Annotated in this window: 11 protein-coding genes; 4 read left to right on the top strand and 7 right to left on the bottom strand. The window is 72.1% G+C overall.

What is annotated here, in order from left to right:
* Nucleotides 1-427: 427 nt before the first annotated feature.
* The 6 genes from B0I33_RS08445 to B0I33_RS08420 form a co-directional block, all read right to left on the bottom strand.
* Nucleotides 428-1588, bottom strand: coding sequence for an HNH endonuclease signature motif containing protein (locus tag B0I33_RS08445; protein ID WP_106177996.1), 1161 nt, complete (start codon nucleotides 1586-1588; stop codon nucleotides 428-430).
* Nucleotides 1589-1818: 230 nt separating this feature from the next.
* Complete coding sequence (locus tag B0I33_RS08440; protein WP_106177995.1) at nucleotides 1819-2580, bottom strand: DeoR/GlpR family DNA-binding transcription regulator; 762 nt, start codon at nucleotides 2578-2580, stop codon at nucleotides 1819-1821.
* A 9-nt stretch (nucleotides 2581-2589) separates the two neighbouring features.
* The gene (pdxA, locus tag B0I33_RS08435; protein WP_106177994.1) at nucleotides 2590-3618 is read right to left on the bottom strand and encodes a 4-hydroxythreonine-4-phosphate dehydrogenase PdxA; all 1029 of its coding nucleotides are present in this window, start codon (nucleotides 3616-3618) and stop codon (nucleotides 2590-2592) included.
* Complete coding sequence (locus tag B0I33_RS08430; RefSeq protein WP_245900502.1) at nucleotides 3615-4898, bottom strand: four-carbon acid sugar kinase family protein; 1284 nt, start codon at nucleotides 4896-4898, stop codon at nucleotides 3615-3617. The genes pdxA and B0I33_RS08430 overlap by 4 nt, the downstream gene beginning before the upstream one ends.
* On the bottom strand, nucleotides 4895-6373 hold the full coding sequence (locus B0I33_RS08425) for a GntP family permease (protein WP_181193221.1): 1479 nt from the start codon (nucleotides 6371-6373) through the stop codon (nucleotides 4895-4897). Before B0I33_RS08425 ends, B0I33_RS08430 begins: the two co-directional genes overlap by 4 nt.
* Nucleotides 6374-6518: 145 nt before the next feature.
* Entirely contained in the window at nucleotides 6519-7157 is a 639-nt protein-coding gene (locus B0I33_RS08420) for an endonuclease (protein WP_106177993.1), read from the bottom strand.
* Between the two features lie 104 nt (nucleotides 7158-7261).
* Here B0I33_RS08420 and B0I33_RS08415 point away from each other — a divergent pair, with 104 nt between their 5' ends.
* On the top strand, nucleotides 7262-9094 hold the full coding sequence (locus B0I33_RS08415; RefSeq protein ID WP_106177992.1) for an AMP-dependent synthetase/ligase: 1833 nt from the start codon (nucleotides 7262-7264) through the stop codon (nucleotides 9092-9094).
* A gap of 74 nt (nucleotides 9095-9168) precedes the next feature.
* Here the strand turns inward: B0I33_RS08415 and B0I33_RS08410 are convergent, their stop codons facing one another.
* Nucleotides 9169-10068: an SDR family NAD(P)-dependent oxidoreductase gene (locus tag B0I33_RS08410; RefSeq protein WP_106177991.1), complete on the bottom strand. Its 900-nt coding sequence runs from the start codon at nucleotides 10066-10068 to the stop codon at nucleotides 9169-9171.
* A gap of 406 nt (nucleotides 10069-10474) precedes the next feature.
* Here B0I33_RS08410 and B0I33_RS08405 point away from each other — a divergent pair, with 406 nt between their 5' ends.
* From B0I33_RS08405 to B0I33_RS08395, 3 genes are all read left to right on the top strand, one after another.
* Complete coding sequence (locus B0I33_RS08405; protein ID WP_106177990.1) at nucleotides 10475-11671, top strand: MFS transporter; 1197 nt, start codon at nucleotides 10475-10477, stop codon at nucleotides 11669-11671.
* 828 nt (nucleotides 11672-12499) lie between these two features.
* Nucleotides 12500-13693, top strand: coding sequence for a GGDEF domain-containing protein (locus B0I33_RS08400; protein WP_106178264.1), 1194 nt, complete (start codon nucleotides 12500-12502; stop codon nucleotides 13691-13693).
* A gap of 76 nt (nucleotides 13694-13769) precedes the next feature.
* Complete coding sequence (locus tag B0I33_RS08395) at nucleotides 13770-15938, top strand: phospholipase (RefSeq protein WP_106177989.1); 2169 nt, start codon at nucleotides 13770-13772, stop codon at nucleotides 15936-15938.
* Nucleotides 15939-16002 lie beyond the last annotated feature (64 nt).

The raw sequence follows: 16002 nt of genomic DNA, 5'->3' as shown, positions 1-16002 counted from the left end.
TCGGGCACGAGAACGCCCCACTCGAACACGTGACTGCCCTGCTCAGGCACGCGAACGCCCCACTCGGGCACGTGACTGCCCCGCTCAAGCACGCGAACGCCCCACTCGGACACGCGAACGCCGCGCTCAAGCACGCGACTGCCGCACTCAGGCACGCGAACGCCCCACCCAAGCAGGCGACCGCCGCACTCAGGCACGCGAACGCCCCACCCAAGCACGCGACCGCCGCACTCAGGCACGCGAACGCCCCACCCAAGCAGGCGACCGCCGCACTCAGGCACGCGAACGCCCCACCCAAGCACGCGACCGCCGCACTCAGGCACGCGAACGCCCCACCCAAGCACGCGACCGCCGCACTCAGGCACGCGAATGCCGCGCTCGGGCGGCTCCGGATCGGGTCACGCTCGACGCCGAGGGGATCCGGGGTTCAGGTACGGGGTTCGTGGAGGGGTTCCGGGTCGCTGGTGAACACCGCTCCGGCCGGGGTCGTGACGGTGAGCCGCCCGGTCTCGGGGCACAACCAGTGGTGCCAGGTGGGGGTGTGTTTGGTGCGGTGGTGGCGGCGGCAGTAGCCGACCAGGTTGGTGGCATTGGTGGTGCCGCGTTGTGCACGGGGGTGGGCGTGGTCGAGGTCGCCGAACTGCGCCGGGCGGCGGCAGCCGGGGTGGCGGCATTCGCGGTCGCGTACGCGCACGAAGTCGTCGGTGACGGCCGGTGGGCGGTAGCGTTGGCGTCCGGCGTCGACGGGCGCGCCGGTGGCGGGGTCGGTGATGATCCGCCGCCACGTACTCCCCGGCTCGTGCGCCAACTGGCGGGCCAACCACGCCGGGATCGGGCCGTGCCCGGCCACCTCCGCAGGCTCCGTATTGAGCCCCGCCAGCGTGGCCAGGTCGACATAGATATGGATGTCGGCTTTCGGGCCCGCGGGCAACCCGGTGCCGCTGAGCAGGGTGTCGGCCAGCACGTCGGCCCGCAGCTGATCCAGCGTGCGCACCTCCCCACCGACGCGGAGTTTCCGCGCGGCGCGGTCGAGGCGGGCGTAGATGCTGCTGGCCACCTCCACCGGCAGATCCGCCACCAGGGTCGCCATCCCGTCCTCACCGTGCACCAGCTCCACCCGCCGCTCAGCCCGCCGACGCCGGGCCCGCACCGCAGCACCCTCGGGATCGACCCGGTGCACCTGCCGCTGCACGGCGGCACGCAGGTTCGGCGGGTTCTTGCCCACCAGCCTGGCAGCCATCCGGGCATCCACCTCACGGGCCTGCTCGTCGGTCAGGCACGCGGTGGGCTCGTGCACCTTCGACGCCTTGTCCGCGTCAATCTCCCCACGTCGCAACGCCGCCAACGTCCGCGGCAGGCGGGTCACCAGCGCGTCAGCGAGATCGAGCTGCCGGGCGGCGGCCCGCTCGGTCACCGCCAGCACCAGCGCCACCTCCTGCGGCACATCCCGCGCCCGGCCCCGCAACCGGCGATACTCCGCCAGCGTCTCCAACAGCAGCGCTTGGTAGCGCGCCACCTGAGCGGCGAACTCCTCAGCCCGGCGCAGCAAACCCTGTTCGGCGACACCGGGAACCAACGTCTCCGTCATGAACTCTCCCCCAGTCGAAGTGATCACCACCGACACTAGCGATGTAGCGAGTCAGGTTCACCACTCACACGGGTGGAGCCAACGCTACGGAAGGTCACCACCCCGACAATCCTTTGTGGACATAGGACATCAGAGTTCCTTTCGCGCAGCGGCTTCCCGGTTCGCATACGCGAGGAAACCGAACGGTGACGGCTCGCGATCGGCTTCGATGCGGCCCGGGAGCGGCTCGGCTACACCACCACGACGGAGTCCCCGAAGGACTCGAGGGCGGCCGGGTCACCGCCCCCGTCGACGAGCACGGTGTGCTCGCGGTCCAGCGGCGCCCAGTACGCGAACGGCGCGCTATCCACTTTGGAATGGTCGATCAGCACGTAGGACCGTGTACCCGCGTGCAACATGCTGTGCTTGAGCCTGGCCTGTTCCAGCGTGGGGCAGCACAACCCGCGATCGGCTGTGATGCCGTCCGCTCCGAGGAACACCCGGTCGGGCCGGATGTGCCGGAGCTGCTGCTCGACCGTACCGCCGAGGATGGCCTCGTTCGGATACCGCAGCCTGCCGCCCAGCACCACGACCTCGATCTCGGGACTGTCGGCGAGCGCGAGCAACACGGTGAGGCCGTTGGTGACCACGGTGAGGCCGGACCGCCCCGCGAGCCGCCGCGCGAGCCTGCCGGTGGTGGTGCCCGCGTCCAGCAGCAGCACCTCGCCGTCGCGCACCAGCTCGGCCGCCGCGCGGGCGACGGCCTCCTTCTCCTCGGCGTGGCTGGCGTCCTTCTCCCGCAGCGTGCGCTCGACCCCCGGACCGGTGTCGAGCGCACCGCCGTAGGTCCGCACCACGTGCCCTTCGCGCGCCAGCTCGGCGAGGTCGCGCCGGATCGTGGACGACGAGACCCCGAACTGCTCGGCGAGCTGCGGGATGCTGCGGTCGCCGCCGCGCACGGCGGCGAGCAGCTGCGACCGTCGCTGCTGCGTCGTCTGCCGGGGAACCGTCACGGCGAAACCCTACGTCGCGGGCGGGTACACCTCGCGGAGCCGCCCCGCGAACGGCGCCAGCTCGACCGCCGCCCGGAACGCGGCGCGCATCGTGCCCGCGTCGGCGGTGCCCGTGCCCGCGATGTCGAAGGCCGTCCCGTGATCCACCGAGGTCCGCAGGATCGGCAGCCCCACCGTCACGGACACGGTGCCGTGGAAGTCGACGGTCTTGGACGCGATGTGGCCCTGGTCGTGGTACAGCGACAGCACACCGTCGTACCGGCCCTCGAGCCCCTGGTGGAACACGGAGTCGGCGGGCACGGGGCCGGTCACGGCGAGACCATCGGCCCGCGCGGCGTCCACCGCGGGAGCGATCGCCACGATCTCCTCGTTCCCGAACTTACCGTTCTCGCCACCGTGCGGGTTCAGCGCGGCGACCGCCAGCCGCGGCTCCCGCGTGCCGAACACCTCCAGCGCCGTGTACGCCTCGCGGATGGCGTGCTCGATGTTCGGCTTGGTGATCCGGTCCAGTGCCTCGCGCAACGAGAGGTGCCGGGTGGCGAAGAAGATCTTCAGGCCGCGCACCCAGAACATGGTGTTGAACCGCGTGGACCCGGTGAGCTCGCCGAGCATCTCGGTGTGGCCGAGGTGCTCGGACCCCGCGGCCCAGATCGCCTCCTTGTTGATCGGCGAGGTGACGACCGCGTCGACCTCCCTGGCGAGGGCCGCCTTGGTGGCCGCCTCGATCGCCGCGACGGCGGAGGCGCCCGCGACGCCGTCGACCACGCCCCACGGCAGGTCGGCGGGCGCGACGCCGAGGTCGAGCACGTCGATGGTGCCCGGGGCGAACCGGGCCTCGGAGACGGCGCCCACGGGGTGCACGCCGACGTCGAGACCACAGACGTCGATCGCCCGCCGCAGCACGGCGGCGTCGCCCACCGCCAGCGGACGGGCTCCCTCGGTGGCCGCCGGGTCGGCGAGCGTGCGGGCGGTGATCTCCGGGCCGATCCCCACGGGGTCGCCGAGGGTGACGGCCAGGATCGGGAGCTCGGTGGTCACTGCGGCATTCCTCTCTCTCGTCGTGCGATGACGCCGGTCAGGTGCTCCAGGCAGGCGACGGCCGCGGTCCGGTCGCCGATCAGCCCGCCCTTGGTGGCGAACGGCAACCCGTCGTGCGGCCCGCCGACCAGCCTGCCCGCCACGGCCAGCGGCAGGACCTCGGTGTCGATCGCGAACCCGTCGCTGGCCAGTGCGGCGGTGACGGCCTCGGCGATGTCTCCGCCGGTGGCGTAGAGCCCGCCGAACCGGTGCTCGGCGAGCAGCAGCGCCGCCGCCTCGGCCAGCACGCCGGGGATGCGGGCCGCCAGCGTCGCGTCGACCCGTTGTCCCGGGTCGGGCGGGCTGGTCCGGATGCCCACCACCGCGACCGAATCGCCCAGCGTCCCGGCGACCCGGTCGGCGATCGCCCTCGGGTCCAGCCCGTCGAGGGCGACCTCCACGAACCGGGCGCCGAGCACCTGCTCGGACTCCACCACCTGATCCCGTGTGGTCTCGGTGATGCTGCCGACCACGGCCAGCACCGGCGGATCGGGCCGCTCCCCCGCACCGAGGCCGAGAGCCGTGGCCAGCCGCACCGCGAACGGCCCGCTGTCGACGGAGATCCAGCGCGTGCCGTGCCCGGCCGTGACCCTGGCGGCGGCGTCGGCCACGATGCCGAGGTGCCGGTTGGTGGTGGCGTCGCAGATCACCAGCTCGGCGGGGCTGTCCGCGAGCCGGGTGGCGACCGCGGCGACGCCGGACTCGATCACGTCCAGCGGGATCTCGGTGATCGAGCGCGGCGTGCCACGGCGCAGGACGGTGGCGACGCGCGAGCTCTCGACCGGGGTGAGCGGGTCACGGGCGGCGGACGTCTCCGCGAGGGGGACGCCGTCGACGAGGTGCAGTCCGCCGACCGTCGTGCGCCCCGCGTCGGGGAACGCGGGCACCACCAGCGCCCGCGTGCCCGGGGCCACCAGCTCCAGCACGGCGTCCACCTCGGCGCCCACGTTGCCCCGCAGCGTGGTGTCCACCCGCTTGGCCAGCAGCGCCGGACCCGGCACGGCCTTGACCGCGTCGGCCACGATCGCCCTGGCCTCGGCCGGAGGGCGGTGCCGGGTGCTCACGTTGAGCACGACGACGTCGGCGTCCAGCGCGCACGACACCCGGTCGAGCCCGTTGACCGCGATCGTGCGCAGGCCGACCCGCGCGAACCGGGCCCCGGTCGCGTTGCTGCCGGTCAGGTCGTCGCCGACGACGAGTACCTTCGGCGCCACCGCCTCCCCCGCGATCCGTGTGCTCACAGCACCGCACCGGCGAGCAGGACCAGCGGCAGCGAGCCCAGCCACACGGCGGTCGTGATGCCGGACCAGCCGCGCAGCGCGGCGACTCCGTCCAGACCCGTGAACCGGGTGACCACCCAGAAGTACGAGTCGTTGAAGTAGCTGAACACCATCGAGCCCGCACAGCAAGCCAGCGCGGCGGCGAGCGGCGAGATCCCGAGCCCGCCCACCAGGGGCACGGTCACCGAGGCCGCGGTGATCATCGCGACCGTCCCCGAGCCCTGCGCGAGGCGCACCAGGGTGGCGATCAGGAACGGCACCAGCACGCCGGGCACGCTCCACGACGCGATGGCCGCACCGAGCGCGTCGCCGACGCCGGTGTCGCGCAGGACCTTGCCGAACGCGCCACCCGCGCCGGTGATCAGGATGATCATCCCGGCCGACGCCGCCGCCTGGGCCAGCCAGCCGCTCACCTGGCCCCGGGTGACCCACCGCGGCACCAGGACGTACACGGCGAGGACGAGACCGATCAGCAGCGCCACCACGGGGTCGCCGACGAACGCCAGCACGGCGGGGACCGGTGACGGGTCGTAGTCGTCGCCGCTGAGCACGCCCTGGGCGCTGCGGTCGACCGCGGTCGCCACGGTGTTGGCGACGATGAGCAGCAACGGCACGAGCAGCGGCAGGATCGCCAGGCCCGCCGGCATCCGGTGCGGCTTCGCGCCCTCGGGCGGGCGGCCGAGCTCGGACGTGGGCCCCGTGCCCTCGTCCCGCGCGGGCACGTCGGTGCCCCCGGTGCCACCGGCGTGGGTCGTGGCGGGCACCGCGCTCTGGGCGGAGGCCGGGCCGTACACCTCGGCGCGCACGACGGGCAGGACCTGCGACTCGAGGCGGGGCCCGATCCAGCGGGCGTAGAGCACGACGACGGGGAACAGCACCACCGCGAACGCGAGCCCGGCGAGGATCAGCCCACCCAGGTTGGCACCGAGGATGCCGGCGACCCCGAGGGGCCCTGGGGTCGGCGGTACCAGGTGGTGGGTGAGCGTCATGCCGCAGCCGAGCGCCAGCGCGAGCGTCACGTACCCGGTGCCCTTGCGGCGGGCGATCGACCTGGCGAGCGGGTTCATGATCACGTAGCCGGAGTCGCAGAACACCGGGATGGACACCAGGCCGCCCGTCCCGGCCATCGCCCACGGTTCCCTGCCCTGGCCGAGCAGCCGCACGAACGCGCGGGCCAGCGCGTCGGCGGCGCCGGACACCTCGAGGATCTTGCCGAGACCGACCCCGAGTCCGATCACGATCCCGATCGCGCCCATCGTGCTGCCGAACCCGTCGGTGATCGACTCGAGTACGTCGGTGACGGGTGAGCCCGCGACGAGCCCGGTCAGCAGGGCGGCGACGAGCAGTGCCACGAAGGCGTCGAGGCGGGTGCGCAGCACGACCACGACGATCGTGGCGACACCGAGCACCAGCGCAGCCAACAGTTGGAGATCCACGGCGATCCTCCTCCGGCCGATTGAGCGTGGCGATCATCATGCGCCACAAAGATGCTCAAAACAAGCAGTTGGAGGAGATAAGTTGAGTAAACTGCGCAACAAGCGGGTCGTGAGTGCAAAACGTGGTTAGAACAACGTCACGCACTCACGAGGCCACGCGGCCGGCGAGCTTCTTGTCCAGGCTCACCCGCACCAGGGCTGCCGTGAAGGCGGCCAGCTCATCACCTTTCACCAGGTCAGCCAGCTTCTTCGGATCCTTCGGCAGGCCGATGCGCGCGGCACCGTCGAGCGCCTTGCGATCGACGAACGGCCGCAGCTCCGGCCACACGTGCTGCACCTCGCGGAAGAAGATGTCCACGCCCACCGGGCCGAGCCTGGGCACCTCACGCAACATCGTGCGCAGTTCGCCGATATCGCCCCCGGCCCGCTCGCGGAGCTTGCGCAGATCGCCCGAGTACTTGTCCAGCAGGAGCCGCGCGCCCTCCCCGAGCGCCGTGGCGGTGCTCTCGTCGTAGCGGACGTAGTGCGCGCGGCCGAGCGCGTCCACGCGGTCCTGCCACGACGCGTCCAGCATCCGGCGCGGCGTGCCGAAGCCGGAACGGACCAGCTCCCGGGCGGCCGAGACGGCCAGCTCGGCCTTGATGCGAGTGGAGAGCACGACCGCCAGCACGAGCAGGCGGTACAGCGACGCGGGCTTGTCCTCCAGCCGGATCCCGGCCTCGTCGGCGTACGTGCGCCCGGCCACGTCGAGCAGCCGCGCCACCCGGTCGGTGTCCTTGCTCATCGCCGTGGCGTACCCGCGACCACCGTGCCCGACACCCGCCCGACACTTTCGGACAGTGACGACTGCCACATAGGCTGGCGCCAGGCAGGTAACCGAGGAGGCCAGTGTTGTCCCAGCAGTCCATCCGCACCGAAGTCGAGGGTCTGACGATCCCGAAGCTCCTGCGCCGCAACGCCACCGAGTTCACCGATCTTCCCGCGCTCACGTCACTGGACGATCCCGACCAGCCGACGCTGACCTGGGGGCAGCTGCGCGACGAGGTCGCCGCCGTCTCCCGCGGGCTGGCCGACCTCGGTCTGCGATCAGGCCAGCGGATGCTGATCATGGCGCCCAGCAGGCCCGAACACCTCGTCGTGGACCAGGCGGCGACGCACCTCGGCGCGATCCCGTGCACGACGTACTCGACGCTGAGCAGCGAGCAGATCCACTTCGTCGCCTCGCACAGCGCGGCCCCGATCGCCGTGCTCGCCGGAGCCGAGGAGCTCCGGCGCTGGCAGCCGGTGCTCGACGACCTGCCCAACCTCGAACACGTCGTCATGCTGGACCCCGCCGCGGTCCCCGAGGGCGACGCGCGGTTCCTCAGCCTCGCGCAGCTGCGGGAGCGGGGCGCGGCGCTGCACGCCGAGGAGCCAGAGGTGTTCGAGCGGACGGCGGACGAGATCAAGCCCGACGACCCGCTGTCGATGATCTACACGTCCGGGACGACGGGGAACCCGAAGGGCGTCGTGCTCTCGCACCGCAACGCCATCCACGAGGCCGTCGCCGTGCACTCCCTGCACGGCGTGCCCATGCACCTCACCAACATCGCGTACCTGCCGCTGGCGCACATCGCGGAGCGGGAGCTGTCGATCTACCTTCCGATCGTGTTCGCCGGGCACGTGCACACGCTCGCCGACCCGACCACCGTCGTGAGCGCGCTGGGCCGGGTCCGGCCACAGTCGTTCTTCGGCGTGCCTCGGGTGTGGGAGAAGATGGTCGCGGGACTGAAGAACATGCTGGCGAGCCAGCCGGAGGAACGCCGCGACGCGCTGTTGCGCGCCAACGAGCTGCTGCAGGAGGGCTACAAGCTGCGCAGTGCGGGCAAGGAGGTGCCCGGGGACCTGGCGGCGCGGATCGAGGAGGCCGACCGCACCGTCCTGGCGCCGGTCCGCCAGCTGCTCGGCCTGGACAACCTGGAACTCGCGGCCAGTGGCGCGGCCGCGTTGCCGGTCGAGGTGCTGTACTTCATCGCCGGGCTCGGCATCGAGATCCAGGAGGTGTGGGGCCTTTCGGAGACGACCGGAGCGGTCACGTCGAACACCGCGAGCGCCTTCAAGGCGGGCACGGTCGGCAGGCCGCTCGCCGACGTCGAGGTACGCACCGGTGAGGACGGCGAGCTGTTCGTCCGCGGCCCGGTCGTCTTCCTCGGCTACCTGCGCGAGGACGGGACGGTCGAGCAGGCCACCGACGCCGACGGCTGGTTCGCCACCGGCGACATCGGCACGATCGACGAGGACGGCTTCGTCACGATCACCGACCGCAAGAAGGAGCTGATCATCACCTCCGGCGGCAAGAACATCGCGCCCACGCGGATCGAGGGGCTGCTGAAGGAGCACCCGCTCATCGGCCAGGCGGTGGCGATCGGCGACGACAAGCCGTACGTGACGGCGCTGATCGTCCTCGACGACGAGATCGCGCCCGCGTGGGCGGCCGCGCGGGGCATCGAGGGCACCGACGTGCCGACGCTCGTCGACCATCCCGAGGTGCGCGCCGAGATCGACCGCGCCGTGGCGGCGGCCAACGAGCGGCTCGCCAGGGTCGAGCAGGTCAAGAAGTACCGGCTGCTGGCCAAGGCGTGGACACCGGAGAGCGGTGAGGTCACCCCGACGCTCAAGCTCAAGCGGCGCGTGATCGCGCAGCGGTACGAGCCCGAGATCAAGTCCCTCTACGCCGACTGAGCTCTGCCACGGGCAGTGAATGGCACATTGCCTGCGTTCAACGCGGGCAATGTGCCATTCACTGCTGACCTGCGTCAGGCGCTGCGCAGGGGGGTGGAGGGGGCGTCGGTCCATTTGCGCAGGCGCGGCGGGACCCGCTTCTCCAGCCCGTACGGCTCGAGGTGGGCGCTGAACACCTCGTCGAACGCGCGTTGCACGCTCTCGGAGTCCCACACCTGCCGTTCCAGGATCGGCGCCTTGAGGTAGGGCTGGCCGACGATGTGCAGCTGCGGCCCGTTGCACCGGATCAGCTGCCCGGTGATGCCGTGCGCACCGTCGCCGAGGAGGAACAGCACGAGCGGCGCGATCCGTGACGGCGTGCGGTCCGGCGGGCAGTTGCGCAGCGACCGCTCGGACTTCCACACCATCCGGGTGTGCGCGAGCGGGCACACCGCGTTGACGCGGATGCCGACGTCCTCCATGTCGAGCGCCCACGAGTACGTCAGCGACGCGACGGCACCCTTGCTCGCGGCGTACGCGCCCAGCTTCCGCTGCCCCAGCGAGGCACCCGACGACACGTTGACGATCGAGCCGCCGCGCCCGCTGTCCGCCATGGCCTCCGCGGCCGCCATCCCGGTGTAGATGACGCCGAGGACGTTGACCTCGATCAGCTCCCGGACCTGCGCGGGATCGTCCTGCCACGGCAGCGCCTCGTAGTTGACCCCCGCGTTGTTCACCAGGCCGTCGATCGAGCCGAACTCGGCGACACACAGGTCGACGATCGCCCGCGCCTGCTCCGGTTCGGCCACCGAGTGCCCGCTCGCGACCGCACGCCCCCCGTGCGCACGGATGTTGGCCGCCGTGCGCTGCGCCAGATCCGCCTCCACGTCGTTCACGACCACGGCGGCGCCCGCCTGCGCCGCGTGCACGGCGAACGCCTCGCCGAGCCCCCTGCCCGCCCCCGTCACCACCACTGCCTTGCCGTCGAGCAGCATCTTCCTCGTCCTTCACTCCCTGGCCGGCGTAGGCACAGCGCGACACACCGCTGCTGCCGGCTCCCCTCTCAGTGTTCGCCAATTCCCGCGTTTCAAACCCGGGGTCGCGGCGAGCGGTGCCTGCACTGCGCCGAACGAGTGAGCTGTGATCGGCTGCGGGAAACTGCCGCGCGGGTCGGCGTCACCGGGCGTGCGTCCCGGTCAGCGGGCAGGCGGTACCGCCCGATCCCGTACCTTTGACGGCGGGCGTTCGGACCAAGCCACACGCCCGAAAGTTCGATTCGACTTTCGTTCACTGTTCGGCACTGTGTAGCCGGCGGCATACTGAACGTCGTCATCGACACAAGCGACCAGTAACGATTCGGCACAGGTGACCAGCACGGTGAGTTCGCGGACGGCGCCCCGGATGAGCACGGCGCTCGGCAACTCCGAGTTCAGGGCACTCTGGCTGGCCGAGGCCCAGTCGGTCGCGGGCGACCACCTCACGTCGGTCGCCCTGGCCATCACGGTCTTCAGCCGGACCGGCTCCGCGCTGTGGGCCGCCGCCGTCTACGCGCTGACGTTCCTGCCCGCGCTGGCGGGCGGGCTCGGGCTCGCGCAGGTCGCCGACCGGTTCCCCCGGCGCACGGTGCTCACCGTCACCGCCGGGACGCAGGCCGCGCTCGTCGGCACGATGGCCCTGCCCGGGATGCCGCTCCTGCCGTTGTGCCTGCTGCTCGTGCTGGTGCGGCTGGTGGGGGCACCGGCCAACGCGGCGCAGAACGCGCTCACCCGCGAGGTGTTCCACGACGACGACCTCTACCTGCGCAGCCAGGACCTGCGTGGCATCACGACGAACGTCGCCATGCTTGCCGGCCTGGCGGGCGGCGGCGTGCTGGTGACCCTCGTCGGGCCGTCGTGGGCGCTCGCGATCGACGCCGTGACGTTCGCCGTCGCAGGGGTGCTCATCCGCTGGCAGGTGCGCTGGCGCCCCGCCGCGGGCGACGGCTCCGAGGGATGGTTCGGTGCCGCGCACTGGGTGTTCGGCCAGCGCAGGCTGCGGGTGCTGCTCGCGCTGTCCTGGCTCGTCGGTCTCGCGGTGATCCCGGAAGGGCTCGCCGCGCCGCTGGCGCACCAGATCGGCGCGCCGGACCAGGCCGTCGGCTGGCTGCTCGCCGCCGACCCGCTCGGGTTCATCGTGGGCGCGTTCGTGCTCTCCCGGTTCGTGTCGGCGGAGACGCGGCGCCGGTTCATGGGGATTCTCGCCACCGCCGCGGCCGCGATCCTCGTCGCGTTCGCGGCCGAGCCGAACCTCCCGCTGGCACTGCTGCTCCTCGCCACGGCAGGCGCGGCGGGCGCGTACATCATCACCGTCGGCGCCACGTTCATCACGTGGGTTCCCAACGAGCTCCGTGGCGGCGCGGGCGGGCTGTACCGCACCGGGCTCCGCGTGGCTCAAGGTGTGGGCGTGGCGATCGGGGGCGTGGTCGCGGAGTTGGTGGGATCCGCCACCACGGCGATCGCTCTCGCGGGGGTGACCGGGGTGGTTCTCACCATACCGGTCGCGCTGTCCTGGGCGCGGGTTCGCGGGGCGCCGGACGGCGCCACCACGGGCCTGGCGTAGCGGGACTCAGCCGGCTCGGGAAAGCGGAAGCAGAAAATCAGAAGTCGCGGCCGGACAACTCAGCCACCTCCTCGAACAAGGGGAAGAAATCGATGACGACGAGTATTCAGAAATCACGGCCGGTCACGTCGGACACCTCCTGCCTCAATGCGCGTCGAGCACTTCCGGAAGAACAGATCAACATCAGAAATCACGGCCGGACACGGGACCCCTCCTTCGCTCGGGCAAACGAACACCTGACCTACACCGCTGGCTTCAGAAATCACGACCGGTCACGCCGGACACCTCCGTCACTTCGTCGATACGACCACTTCACGAGCCTGTCGATCAGAAATCACGACCGGACACGGGCACCTCCTCCGACGCGGACAACCAACCCACCTGATGCATTTCTAGATCAGAAATCACGGCCCGACAAGGGAGACACCTCCGATCGTTTTCGAACTCCGGATCGGGCGCACGGACACCTCAGTGTGCATCCTCGCCCACACGACAGTTCCGGTGCGGTGAGATGATACCTGCTGTGGATAGCGCATCGTTCTCATGCGGACGCCGGACAGGTTACGCAACGACGGGAACCGACGCAGCGGGGAGGTTTGGCGAGTGCCCCTGACACCTCGCGACCGGCCGCCACCGGCGGCTCCGGCTCCAGGTGGCAGGCCCCGGTCGGGCGGCCATGGGCGGCGCACGGTGGCCGGGGCGATGCCGGCGAGCGACGGCGGGCGCACCCAGGGTGACCTCCCCGCCGGCCCCCGGCGGCACAGCTGGCGCGTGCGCGACTGGGCGCTGTGGACGCGGCCGAAGCGCTTCATCGCGTTCCTGCTCACGATGGAACTGCTGGCACTCAGCGGTTTCGCGGCCGCCTTCGCCGGGTCCGGCACACCGACCACGACGGACTGGGTGCGATTCGCCATCCTCGCCGTGGGTGCGACGGTGCATATCCAACTGACCCAGCGCCAGGAGGAACGCAGGCGCAGCCGGACGCGCACCGTCCTCATCGACCTGATCGCGGTGTGGGTCTTCCCCGCGGTGCTGGTGCTGCCCGCCACGCTGGTGGTGCTCGTCGTCGTGCTGATCCGCCTGCAGCGGTGGTTCACCGCGCGGCGCCCCGCGCACAACTTCGTCTTCTCGTCGATCTCGCACAGCCTCGCGGCGGCGCTGGCTCACCTGACCTACATCTCGCTCGGCCCACAGGACTGGCACACCCTGTCCGGCTGGGACTCCCTGCGCGAGTTCCTGCTCATCATCGTGGCCGCGCTCGTCTACGAGGGCGTGCAGGTGCTCTACGTCGGCGGCATCCTCGCACTGAGCTCGCCGAACCCCACGATCCGCACCGTGCTGGGCAGCAAGGCCGACAACCTGCTGGAGGCGATCACCACCGGGCTCGGCGTGATGACGGCGGTGCTGCTGGTCACCATGCCACCGACGGTGGCGATCATGGCGGTCGTCACGGTGGTGTTCAACCGCCTCGCCGAGCTCGACCAGCTGCAGGACGACGTCGTGACCGATCCGAAGACCGGCCTGCTGAACATGCGCGGGTGGACGGAGGCCGCGGAACGCGCCCTCGGGCGGATCAGCCGCTCCGGCGGCACCCTCGCGATGCTCATGATCGACCTCGACCACTTCAAGTGGATCAACGACACGTTCGGCCACCCGGCGGGCGACGACGTGCTCATGTCGGTGGCCGAGGTGCTCGGCGAGGTCACGAGGCCGAGCGACATCGTCGGCCGGTTCGGCGGCGAGGAGTTCCTGGTGCTGCTGCCGGACACCGACACCGCCGCGGCCGGGCTCGCCGCCGAGCGTGTCCGCAGCACGATCGCCGGGCTGCGGATCGACACGACCGACAAGCGCGGTGGGCAGACCACGATCACCGGCCGGACGACGTCGATCGGCGTCGCCGTCTACCCGGATCACGCGAGCACCCTGGAGGGGCTGCTGCAGGCAGCCGACGAGGCCGTGTACACGGCGAAGGAGAACGGGCGCAACCAGGTGCGGTTCGCACCCGTGGGAGACGCCGCCTGAAGGGAGTCCGGATCGGGGGTCACCTCAGGGGGTTACCCGGATGCCGCCGGACGTACCGCATTGAGACCCTTGGTCCGTGCCCGCCGCCACCGATCCCCCGCCGCCCGCGCCGCCGCGCGGGCGGCGCCGTCTCGCGACGTCGGCGTGGCTCGCGCTGCTCGTGCTGGTGGTGACCGGGTTCGGGTTCGTGGCGACGCGCACCGACGCCCCGCCCCCGCAGGGACCGCCAACCGGGGACGTCGCGAAGGCGGAGGCGGCGATCGAGACCCTGATGGACCCGGCTCGTTCGGCGGCGGCCGTGGAGCTGCTGCCCGCCGACTTCACCGCGGTGACCGGCGTGGTCGCGGGCACGGAACGGGCACCCGACGGGACCCTCCGCGCCGTGCACGTCGGCGGTGGCTGCTCGGCGCCATGGGGCGAGGACGGCACCCGCTGGGACTACGGCACGCCGTGCAAGGCCCACGACCTCGGCTACGACCTGCTGCGCTACGCGGAGCGCAAGGGGCATCCGCTCCGCCCCGGCCTGCGGGAGGCGCTCGACCACCGCCTGTCCGCCGACATGGGCGCCACGTGCGAGCGGAATCCGCAGGGCTCGCGGCGGCTGTGCGACGCCGTCGCGTCCCTCTACTCCACCGGGCTGGTGGTCAACTCGTGGCACCAGCGCTGGGGCCCGCCGGTGGGCGAACCGGTGGGCCCCATGCTCGCCGGGGTGCTGGCGATCGCACTGCTGCTCGTCTTCCGGATGCGTGGCTGGCACGCCGCCCGGGGCGCCCGGCCCCGGCCGCCCGCCCCGGAGCCGTTGCCGTACCGGGGCGGCCGGTGGACGCTGCTCGGCGCGGGCAGCATCGCGCTGCTCGTGCTCGGGGACGCCGGGACGTCGCTGGCCCGCTGGGCAGGCGCGGACGAGGCATGGCTGTGGCCGCTCACCTGGCTCACCCAACTGGCCTTCGTGTTCTTCTTCGCGGGAGGACACGCCAACCTCGCCGGATGGCGTGCCGTGACCGGTGCGGGCGGGGGCTACCGCGAGTACCTGGCCCATCGGGCGGGCTGGCTGCTCCGGCTCGCGCTCGTGTTCGCCGTGGTGGCGTTCGCGGTGCCGCTCGCGCTGGAACTGCTCGGCATCCCGGAGAACACGGTGACGGAGGTCGTGCGGATCGCGCTGCACCCGCTGTGGCTACTCGGCCTGTACGTGCTCACGGTGGCCGCCACACCGCTGCTGTGGGCGCTGCACCGCCGGGCACCGGGCATCGGACTGCTGCTCCCCGCCGCCGTGATCGTCCTCGGCGAGGCGGCCGCGGGCTCCGCGGTGGCCCGGCACGGCGCGGCACTGGCCCTCGCCCTGCTCGCCCAGCAGCTGGCCTTCTGGCACGCGGGCACGGGACGCACCCGCACGGCGGCGCTGTGCGCCGCGGCGGCCGCCGGGCTCGGCGGGCTCGCGCTCGCCGTCACCGCGGGCGGGGCGCCGCTCACCCTCCTGGGCGCCCCGGGCGCACCGCCCGAGCTGGCCGGGCCGACCCTGCCCGTGGCGCTGCTGGGCATCGTGCACCTGAGCCTGCTGGCGCTGTTCCGGATGCCACTGGCGCGGCTGGCGAGGCAGCCGTGGGTGCTGCGTGCCGCGGCGTTCGCCCGCCGGGCGCCGATGAGCAGCTACCTCGGCTTCCTCGCCACCATGTCACTGCTCGTGGCCCTGGTCTACCTGCCGGAGCAGCTCGGTACCGGGGCCGCCGCGCTGCTGCGGCCCGCGTCCCTGCTCGCGCCCGCGCTGCTCGCCGTGCCTGGCGCCGTGCTGTTCTGGTGGTTCGAGCGGCATCTGGGGCACCGGCCGCCGCCGCGGCCCACACCACCGGGCCGGACCGGCAGGCTGGACCACGTGCTCGCCAGGGCGGCGACGGGCATCGGCATCGGCTACGCCACGGTGGGCGTGTTCGGGCTCGCGCTGAGCGGACTCGGGGCGGAGAGCGACCAGCTGCTGCTGGGCCTCGCGCTCGACCCGATCCAGAGCCTGGTGCACCTGCTGCTCGGCATGTCGCTGCTGCACACGGTGCGCACGGGAGCGAGCAGCGCACCCGGCACCTGGTCGCTGACCGCGGTCGCCTGCGTCCCCCCGCTGCTGTCCGCCGTGGCGCCCGCGCAGCCGCAGCCACTCGTGGTCGCCGCACACGGCCTCACCGCGTTGTTCGCGGTCGCCGCCGGGCTCGCGTCGTTCGCCTCGGCACGTGACGCGGCCCACGCCAGGGTGGCCTGAACCACGGCCGACAGGCGGGTATGCCACCCTACGACAACCTGGGGACGGGCTCAGGCGTCCGGAG

The sequence above is a fragment of the Prauserella shujinwangii genome, assembly GCF_003001955.1.
Taxonomy (GTDB): domain Bacteria; phylum Actinomycetota; class Actinomycetes; order Mycobacteriales; family Pseudonocardiaceae; genus Qaidamihabitans; species Qaidamihabitans shujinwangii.
The sequence above is the reverse complement of the archived record's forward strand: the minus strand, read 5'-3'. Positions and strand labels throughout refer to the sequence as shown.

What these genes read in the sequence shown, in the direction of transcription:
- B0I33_RS08445 (WP_106177996.1), bottom strand. Translation starts at nt 1,588, where the DNA reads ATGACGGAGACGTTGGTTCCCGGTGTCGCCGAACAGGGTTTGCTGCGC.
- B0I33_RS08420 (WP_106177993.1), bottom strand. Translation starts at nt 7,157, where the DNA reads ATGAGCAAGGACACCGACCGGGTGGCGCGGCTGCTCGACGTGGCCGGG.
- B0I33_RS08410 (WP_106177991.1), bottom strand. Translation starts at nt 10,068, where the DNA reads ATGCTGCTCGACGGCAAGGCAGTGGTGGTGACGGGGGCGGGCAGGGGG.
- B0I33_RS08405 (WP_106177990.1), top strand. Translation starts at nt 10,475, where the DNA reads ATGAGCACGGCGCTCGGCAACTCCGAGTTCAGGGCACTCTGGCTGGCC.
- B0I33_RS08400 (WP_106178264.1), top strand. Translation starts at nt 12,500, where the DNA reads ATGGAACTGCTGGCACTCAGCGGTTTCGCGGCCGCCTTCGCCGGGTCC.